Genomic DNA, 7,905 nt, shown 5'->3' with positions numbered 1-7,905 from the left:
AAAGAAAGCGACCTTAGGGTCGCTTTTTTTATTTCTGCATCATGCGATCGTCTCCGCCCCTCTGCAACAAGGGGCTAGCTGCGCCACTCTTCTTCCCGCAGCGTCAGCACCTCAAACCCGTCCTCGGTCACCGGCCGCGCCTTGAGCGTATCGACGATGAACGCCTCGGCGCGGTCGTTGATCTGCACCGTGGTCACATCGGGGCGGATGAAGCTGTCGAGTTTGGCAAACACCTGGGTCAGCAACTGGCCGGTGCGGCGCATCAGGTCGAGTTGGGCGGGGGGCTTGAGGATCACCTGGGACATGGGGGGAGGGCAGTTGCCCATGCTGGAAATTGCCCCAGCAAAGCGCCTGGGAGCGTGAGGTTGCCACCGCATGGTGCGTAACCTGTGCAGGCCTCTTCGCGGGCACGCCCGCTCCCACAGGTACTGCGCCGCCCTCAGGCCTTGCGATATCCCTGTGGGAGCGGGCATGCCCGCGAAAGGGCCGGTATAGCTGGCCCATAAATTGCTGATCTACCCTCATCCCGGGCTATCAACGTCGACAGCCCTCACCACTTCACGACAAAGGCGCCGTGTTGCCCCGCTTGCATCAGCATGCCGGGGCAGCCGGCGCCTTTTTGCATTTTCCACAGGAGCCCGCCCATGGCCAACAGCGAAGTACGCAGCGTCTGCCCCTACTGCGGCGTGGGCTGCGGCATCGTCATGAGCGTTGCCGATGGCAAGGTCGGCAAGATCAGCGGCGACAAGCTGCACCCGAGCAACTTTGGCCGCCTATGCACCAAAGGCCTCACCGCACACCAGCCACTGAGTGCCAGCGGGCGCATGGCCGACGCCTACCTGCGCCAGCAACGCAGCCAGCCGCCAGTGCGCACCAGCATGGACCAGGCCATCGCTGCCACCGCCGAGCGTCTGCGCGGCATCATCGACCAGCACGGCCCGGATGCCGTGGCGCTGTACGTGTCCGGGCAAATGTCGCTGGAGGCTCAGTACCTGGCCAACAAGCTGGCCAAGGGCTTTATCCGTACGCGCCACATCGAGTCCAACTCGCGCCTGTGCATGGCCAGCGCCAGCAGTGGCTACAAGCTGTCGCTTGGCGCCGATGGCCCACCTGGCAGTTACCAGGACTTCGAGCACGCCGACGTATTTCTGGTGATCGGCGCCAACATGGCCGACTGCCACCCGATCCTGTTCCTGCGCCTGCTTGATCGGGTCAAGGCCGGTGCGAAGCTGATCGTCGTCGACCCACGGCGCAGCGCCACCGCCGACAAGGCCGACCTGTTTCTGCAGGTGCGCCCCGGCAGCGACATGGCCTTGCTCAACGGCCTTTTGCACCTGCTGCATCGCAACGGCCACACCAACCCCGATTTCATCGCCCGCCACACTGAAGGCTGGGACGAACTGCCGGCCTTCCTCGACGACTATACCCCCGAGCGCGTCGCCGCCATCACCGGGCTGGCCGAGGCCGATATCATCAAGGCTGCCGAATGGATCGGCAGCGCCAACAACTGGATGAGCTGCTGGACCATGGGCTTGAACCAGAGCATTCACGGCACCTGGCACAGCAACGCCATCTGTAACCTGCACTTGGCCACGGGTGCCATCTGCCGGCCCGGTAGCGGCCCGTTCTCGCTGACCGGCCAACCCAATGCCATGGGCGGCCGCGACATGGGCTACATGGGCCCCGGCTTGCCAGGCCAGCGCTCAGCCTTGGTGGAAGATGACCGCGCGTTCGTCGAACGGCAGTGGCAACTGCCACCCGGCAGCCTGCGCAGCGAGGGCGGTGAGGGTACGGTGGCGCTGTTCGGGCAGATGAAAGCCGGTGAAGTGAAAGCCTGCTGGGTCATCTGCAGCAACCCGGTAGCCAGTGTCGCCAACCGCCAGCAAGTGATCGACGGCCTGCGCAAGGCCGAACTGGTCATTACCCAGGACGCCTTCCTCGACACCGAAACCAACCGTTACGCCGACATCCTGCTGCCGGCCGCGCTGTGGGCCGAAGGCGAGGGTGTGATGATCAACAGCGAGCGCAACCTGACCCTGATGCCACGCGCTGTCGAGCCCCCCGGGCAAAGCTTGCCGGACTGGCAGATCATTGCCCGCGTGGCGTGTGCCATGGGCTATGCCGACGCCTTCGACTACCCCAATGCCGAAGCGGTGTATGAGGAAATACGCCGCTTCCACAACCCCTCAACCGGTTATGACCTGCGCGGTATCGGCTATGCCGAATTGCGGACACAGCCGCGCCAGTGGCCTTGTGCACCGGGCAGCGAGCAGCATCGTAGCCCGCTGCGCTACCTCAACGACGGCAGCAGCCAGGCGCTCCTGCTCGATGCCCGAGGTAGGCGGCCGGCACTGGCCTTTCCCACCGCCAGCGGCAAGGCGCGCTTCTTTGCCCGGCCCTGGTTGCCGGCAGCGGAAGTGCCGGACGATGACTACCCCATGGTGCTGAATACCGGTCGCGTGCAGCACCAGTGGCACACGTTGACCAAGACCGGCAAGGTGCCGGCGCTGAACAAACTGGAGCCCGGCCCCTACCTTGAGATTCACCCCGAGGATGCCGCCCGGCTGGGTGTCGCTGAAAAGGACCAGGTGGCCGTTCGCTCGCGCCGGGGGCAGGCCGTGTTGCCGGCGCGCATCAGTGACCGGGTCATGCCGGGCAACTGCTTTGCGCCGTTTCACTGGAACGACCTGATCGGCGAGCAATTGGCGATCAATGCCGCGACCTGCGATGCGGTCGACCCGCTGTCGCTGCAGCCTGCCTTCAAGCACTGCGCCGTAGCCCTGGAGCGGGTCGCAGGCGAGCGCATCGACGCCCTTGATCTGAACACTGCCACTGTAGAGCCTGTCCGCATGCCGACCGCCACCCTGTCCCGTCTGCTTGGCCTGCACACCCTGCCGGTTCCGGCGCTGGCCGAAGAAGAGCGTCATTACCTGCAAGGTTTCCTGCTGGGCCTGGACCAGGCCCGCGCCGAGGGCGTACCCCGCCTGCCGGCCAGTGCGCCGCTGGCTGCCAGCCGTCGTTTGTTTGTTGACGGTTTGCTGGCCGGGTTGTTCGCCCAGCCTGCAACTGCGCCCATCGCGGTACAGGCCACGCCATGGCATCAGGTGCTGTGGGCCTCGCAGACCGGCAATGGTGAGCAACTGGCCGAACGCTGTGCCGCGCGCCTGCGCGATGCTGGTCTGAACGTGCAACTCAGCTGCCTGGAGGCGGTCAGCCCAAGCCAGCTGCAGGGTGCTGCCAGTGTAGTGTTAATCGCCAGCACCTTTGGCGATGGCGACGCGCCCGACAGCGGCGCGGCCTTCTGGCAGGCTTTGCAGGGCGAGGAGGGCGCTCACTGCGCCGGGCTGCCCTATGCCGTACTGGCCCTGGGCGACTCCAGTTACGACCAGTTCTGCGGTTTTGGCCGCAAGCTCGACCAGCGCCTGGCCGAGCTGGGAGGGCAGCGCCTGCTGGCGCGGGTGGACTGCGAGCCCGACTTCGACGAAGCCTTTGCTGGCTGGCTCGAAGCGTTATTGCCTGCACTGGGCACTGCCGCGGCGCCACCTCCGGCGAGTGAACCTGCACCCGTATCGGCCTTCAGCAAGCAGCAACCCTGGATGGCCACCGTACTGGAAAACCGCCTGCTCAATGGCCCCGGCGCCAGCAAGGAAACCCGCCAGCTGGTCTTCGATCTGGGCGGCAGCGGCTTCAGTTATGCTGCCGGCGATGCCCTGGGCGTATGGCCGCGCAACTGCCCGGCCCTGGTAGAAGAGCTGCTGACGCTGATGCAGCTCGATGGCCAGGCTATGGTCGAGCTTAAAGGTCATAGCGCCATGCCACTGGCCGAAGCCCTGCAAACACACCTGGAAATTGCCAAGGTCACTGCGCAACAACTGCAGGCATTTGCCAGCAACGCGCCTGACCTGCAGCGCTTGCTGCAGCCTGAATGCAAGGCCGAGCTGCAAGATTGGCTGTGGGGCCGGCAGTTGGTCGATGTGCTGCGCGCCTTCCCCCAGCAGTTGCCGCTGGCCAGCTGGCTGGAACTGCTCAAACCATTGCAGCCGCGGCTCTATTCGATCAGTTCCAGCCCGCTGGCGCACCCAGGCCAGGTGCATCTGACGGTATCGACGGTGCGTTATGGCGAACGTAAAGGCGTGTGCTCAAGTTTCCTTGCCGACCGTGCGCAGGTGCAAAAGGTGGCGATCTTCCCGCAGGTGTCGAAGCACTTTCGCTTGCCCGAGGACGACAGCGTGCCGGTGATCATGGTGGGCCCTGGTACTGGCATTGCACCGTTCCGTGCGTTTCTCGAGGAGCGAGAGGCACGGGGGGCAAAAGGCGACAACTGGCTGTTCTTCGGCGAGCAGTACGCAGCGACCGATTTCTATTACCAGGAGCAGTTGCAGGCCTGGCAAGCGGCGGGGCACCTGCGGCTGGACACGGCGTTCTCGCGGGACCAGGTCGAGAAGATCTATGTGCAGCAGCGCATGCTCGAGCAGGGTGCGCTGTTGTGGCAATGGCTGGAGGCGGGGGCGTATTTCTATGTGTGTGGCGATGCGCAGCGCATGGCCAGGGATGTGGATGCGGCGTTGCGGGTGATTGTCGCCGAGCATGGCCGGATGGATGCGGCGGCGGCTGCGGCTTATGTCGAAGGCTTGAGCAAGGCCAGGCGTTATCGGCGCGATGTGTACTGAAGTGCTCCAAGATGGGGTGTTGTGCACCTTGAATGTGCATTGGCTGGGCGGGCCCAGCGCAAGTGTAGGAGCGGGTTTACCCGCGAAGAGGCCGACACAGGCAACCCAGGCAACCCACGCAACCCGATTGGCACGCTCCCTGCTTAACCTCGGATACAACAAAGCCCACTGATCAACGGCGATCAACCGGGCCCCCTACCGTGATGAATACAGGCAAAGGCGCCTGGAGCTTCGGCTCCAGGCGCTTTTTTTTTGATCGAGGATCGGCTTATGAAGGCAACAGCGAGCAGCGGGCAACGAGAGCGACTGGTCATCGTCGGCAACGGCATGGTCGGCCACCATTGCGTCGAACAACTGGTCAGTCGCGGCGCCCTGCAGCGCTTCGAGGTGCGGGTATTCGGCGAAGAGCGCCAACGCGCGTATGACCGCGTGCACCTGTCCGAATACTTCGGCGGCAGCTGTGCCGAAACCCTGGCCCTGTGTGAGCACGATTTCTACGAGGCCAATGGCGTGCACCTGCACCTGGGTGAGGCCGTGCTGGAGATCGACCGCGAGCGCCGCGAAGTCGTCACTGCCGCAGGTCGCTATGGCTACGACCAACTGGTGCTGGCCACCGGCTCCTATCCCTTCGTGCCGCCGATCGAAGGCTCCAGCGGCAATGCCCGCCTGGTCTACCGCACCCTGGACGACCTCGATGGCATTCGTGCTGCCGCAGCCGGTGCCCGCCGAGGGGTGGTGGTCGGCGGCGGCCTGCTTGGCCTGGAAGCGGCCAACGCCCTCAAGTCGCTGGGGCTGGAAGCTCACGTGGTGGAATTCGCCCCACGGCTGATGCCGGTACAGCTGGACGGCGAGGGCGGTGCCGCGTTGAAGGCGCAGATCGAAGCGCTAGGTGTGGGGGTGCACCTGTCGCGCGCCACCCAGTCGGTCAGTGCCGGTGAAACCTACCGCTACCGCATGAACTTCGACGGCGGTGAGCACCTGGAAACCGACCTGATCGTGTTCTCCGCCGGTATCCGCCCACAGGATGCACTGGGCCGGGGTTGCGGCCTGGACATCGCCGCGCGCGGTGGCGTGGTCATCGATAACCACTGCCGCAGCAGCGACCCCCGCATCTTCGCCATCGGCGAGTGCGCCTCGTGGAACGGCAGCGTGTTCGGCCTGGTCGCCCCGGGCTACAGCATGGCGCGCAACCTGGCCGGGCTGCTGATGGGCGAGGCGGCGGTGGCGTTCACCGGCGCCGACATGTCGACCAAGCTCAAGCTGCTGGGTGTGGATGTCGGTTCTATCGGCGATGCCCACGGTGCCACGCCGGGCGCGCGCAGCTATCGCTTCATCGATGAAGCCAACAGCGCTTACCGCCGTTTGGTGGTGGATGCCAGCGGCAAGCGCGTGCTCGGCGCGGTGCTGGTGGGCGACAACAGCTATTACGACACCCTGTTGCAGTACGCCCAGAACGGCATCGCCCTGCCGGCCGACCCGGCAGCGCTGATCTTGCCGCAAGGCGGTGGTGCGCCGGCCCTGGGCGCCGATGCGCTGCCCGACAGCGCGACCATCTGCTCCTGCCACAACGTCAGCAAGGGGGCGGTGTGCGCCGCGATCGACAGCGGCTGCAGCGACCTCGCTGCGGTCAAGGGCTGCACCAAGGCCGCGACCGGCTGCGGTGGTTGCGCGGCCCTGCTCAAGCAAGTCTTCGAGCACGAACTGACGGCCCGCGGCGTGGCGGTGGACAAGAGCCTGTGCGAGCACTTTGCCTACACCCGGCAGGAGCTGTACGGGTTGGTGCGGGTGGAGTGTATCCGCACTTTCAGCGAACTGCTCGAGCGCCATGGCAAGGGCCATCTGGGGTGTGACATCTGCAAGCCGGCGGTGGGCAACATTCTCGCCTCGTGCTGGAACCAGCCGATCATGGACCCGGCACTGGTACCGCTGCAGGACACCAACGACACCTTCATGGCCAACATGCAGAAAAACGGCACCTATTCGGTGGTACCGCGCATTCCCGGTGGTGAAATAACCCCCGACAAGCTCATCGCCATCGGCCAGGTGGCCAAGAAATACGACCTGTACACCAAGATCACCGGTGGCCAGCGCATCGACCTGTTCGGCGCCCAGTTGCACGAGCTGCCGCTGATCTGGGGCGAACTGATCGAGGCCGGTTTCGAAACCGGGCACGCCTACGGCAAGTCGACCCGCACGGTGAAGTCGTGCGTGGGCAGTACCTGGTGCCGCTACGGCGTGCAGGACAGTGTCGCCATGGCCCTGCGCCTGGAAGACCGCTACAAGGGCCTGCGCAGCCCCCACAAGCTCAAGTTCGCGGTATCGGGATGCACCCGTGAATGCGCCGAGGCGCAGAGCAAGGACATCGGCGTTATCGCCACCGACAAGGGCTGGAACCTGTACGTGTGCGGCAACGGCGGTATGCGCCCGCGGCATGCCGAGTTGTTCGCCACCGACCTGGACGACGAAGCCCTGGTACGCCTGATCGACCGCGTGCTGATGTTCTACATCCGCACGGCCGACAAGCTGCAGCGCACCTCGGTGTGGCGCGAAAACCTGGAAGGCGGCCTGGACTACCTGAAGCAGGTCGTGATCGACGACAGCCTGGGCCTGGCCAGCGAGCTGGAAAGCCAGATGCAGCATGTGGTCGACCAGTATGAATGCGAATGGGCCAATGCCCTCAACGACCCGGAGAAGCTCAAGCGCTTCCGTACCTTTGTCAACGATCGCCGCGCCGACCCGGACGTGCACTTCGTGCGCGAACGCGAACAACGCCGGCCCGCTGCACCGCTGCACCTGATCCCAACTGTCGAGGAGGCTGTTTGATGAACCTGGCCAATGCTGCTGTGAACACGCAAGAAAACTGGCAGACGGTGTGCCAGGCACAAGACCTGGTGGCCGATTCCGGGGTCGTGGTTTGGTTCGATGGGGCCCAGGTGGCGTTGTTCTACCTGCCGGGGCAGGCCCAGCCGCTGTACGCGGTGGACAACCGCGACCCACGCTCCGGTGCCAATATCATCGGTCGTGGGCTGGTGGGCAGTGTGCAGGGCGAGTTGGTGGTGGCGGCGCCGTTGTACAAGCAGCATTTCAGCCTGCTGAGTGGGGAGTGCCTGGAGGATGCCGGGCAGAGGTTGCGGGTGTGGCCGGTGCGGTTGAAGGGGGAGGCGGTGGAGCTGGCGGTGGCCTGATACCCCTTTGCTGCCTGTGCCGGCCTCTTCGCGGGCAAGCCCGCTCCTAC

3 protein-coding genes and 1 pseudogene are annotated in these 7,905 nt (G+C 65.1%); 3 read left to right on the top strand and 1 reads right to left on the bottom strand.

Annotated features, from left to right (window positions below; translation table 11 throughout):
* Window positions 1-122: 122 nt before the first annotated feature.
* Window positions 123-326, bottom strand: a pseudogene (locus ACF8FB_RS23500) (type I methionyl aminopeptidase); the annotation flags it as partial.
* 318 nt (window positions 327-644) lie between these two features.
* Here ACF8FB_RS23500 and ACF8FB_RS23495 point away from each other — a divergent pair.
* From ACF8FB_RS23495 to nirD, 3 genes are all read left to right on the top strand, one after another.
* On the top strand, window positions 645-4,670 hold the full coding sequence (locus ACF8FB_RS23495) for a molybdopterin-dependent oxidoreductase (RefSeq protein ID WP_392512131.1): 4,026 nt from the start codon (window positions 645-647) through the stop codon (window positions 4,668-4,670).
* 270 nt (window positions 4,671-4,940) lie between these two features.
* Window positions 4,941-7,493, top strand: a complete 2,553-nt coding sequence (gene nirB / locus ACF8FB_RS23490; RefSeq protein WP_392512129.1) for a nitrite reductase large subunit NirB — start codon at window positions 4,941-4,943, stop codon at window positions 7,491-7,493.
* Entirely contained in the window at window positions 7,493-7,855 is a 363-nt protein-coding gene (gene nirD / locus ACF8FB_RS23485; protein ID WP_014754224.1) for a nitrite reductase small subunit NirD, read from the top strand. The genes nirB and nirD overlap by 1 nt, the downstream gene beginning before the upstream one ends.
* Window positions 7,856-7,905 lie beyond the last annotated feature (50 nt).

The organism is Pseudomonas sp. yb_2, assembly GCF_043103905.1.
GTDB classification, from domain to species: domain Bacteria; phylum Pseudomonadota; class Gammaproteobacteria; order Pseudomonadales; family Pseudomonadaceae; genus Aquipseudomonas; species Aquipseudomonas alloputida.
Note: the sequence above shows the minus strand (reverse complement) of the source record. Positions and strands in the feature narration are given on the sequence as shown.

Bases quoted from the DNA above. Each gene is read 5' to 3' on its own strand.
- ACF8FB_RS23495 (WP_392512131.1), top strand. From the start codon at position 645: ATGGCCAACAGCGAAGTACGCAGCGTCTGCCCCTACTGCGGCGTGGGC.
- nirB (WP_392512129.1), top strand. From the start codon at position 4,941: ATGAAGGCAACAGCGAGCAGCGGGCAACGAGAGCGACTGGTCATCGTC.
- nirD (WP_014754224.1), top strand. From the start codon at position 7,493: ATGAACCTGGCCAATGCTGCTGTGAACACGCAAGAAAACTGGCAGACG.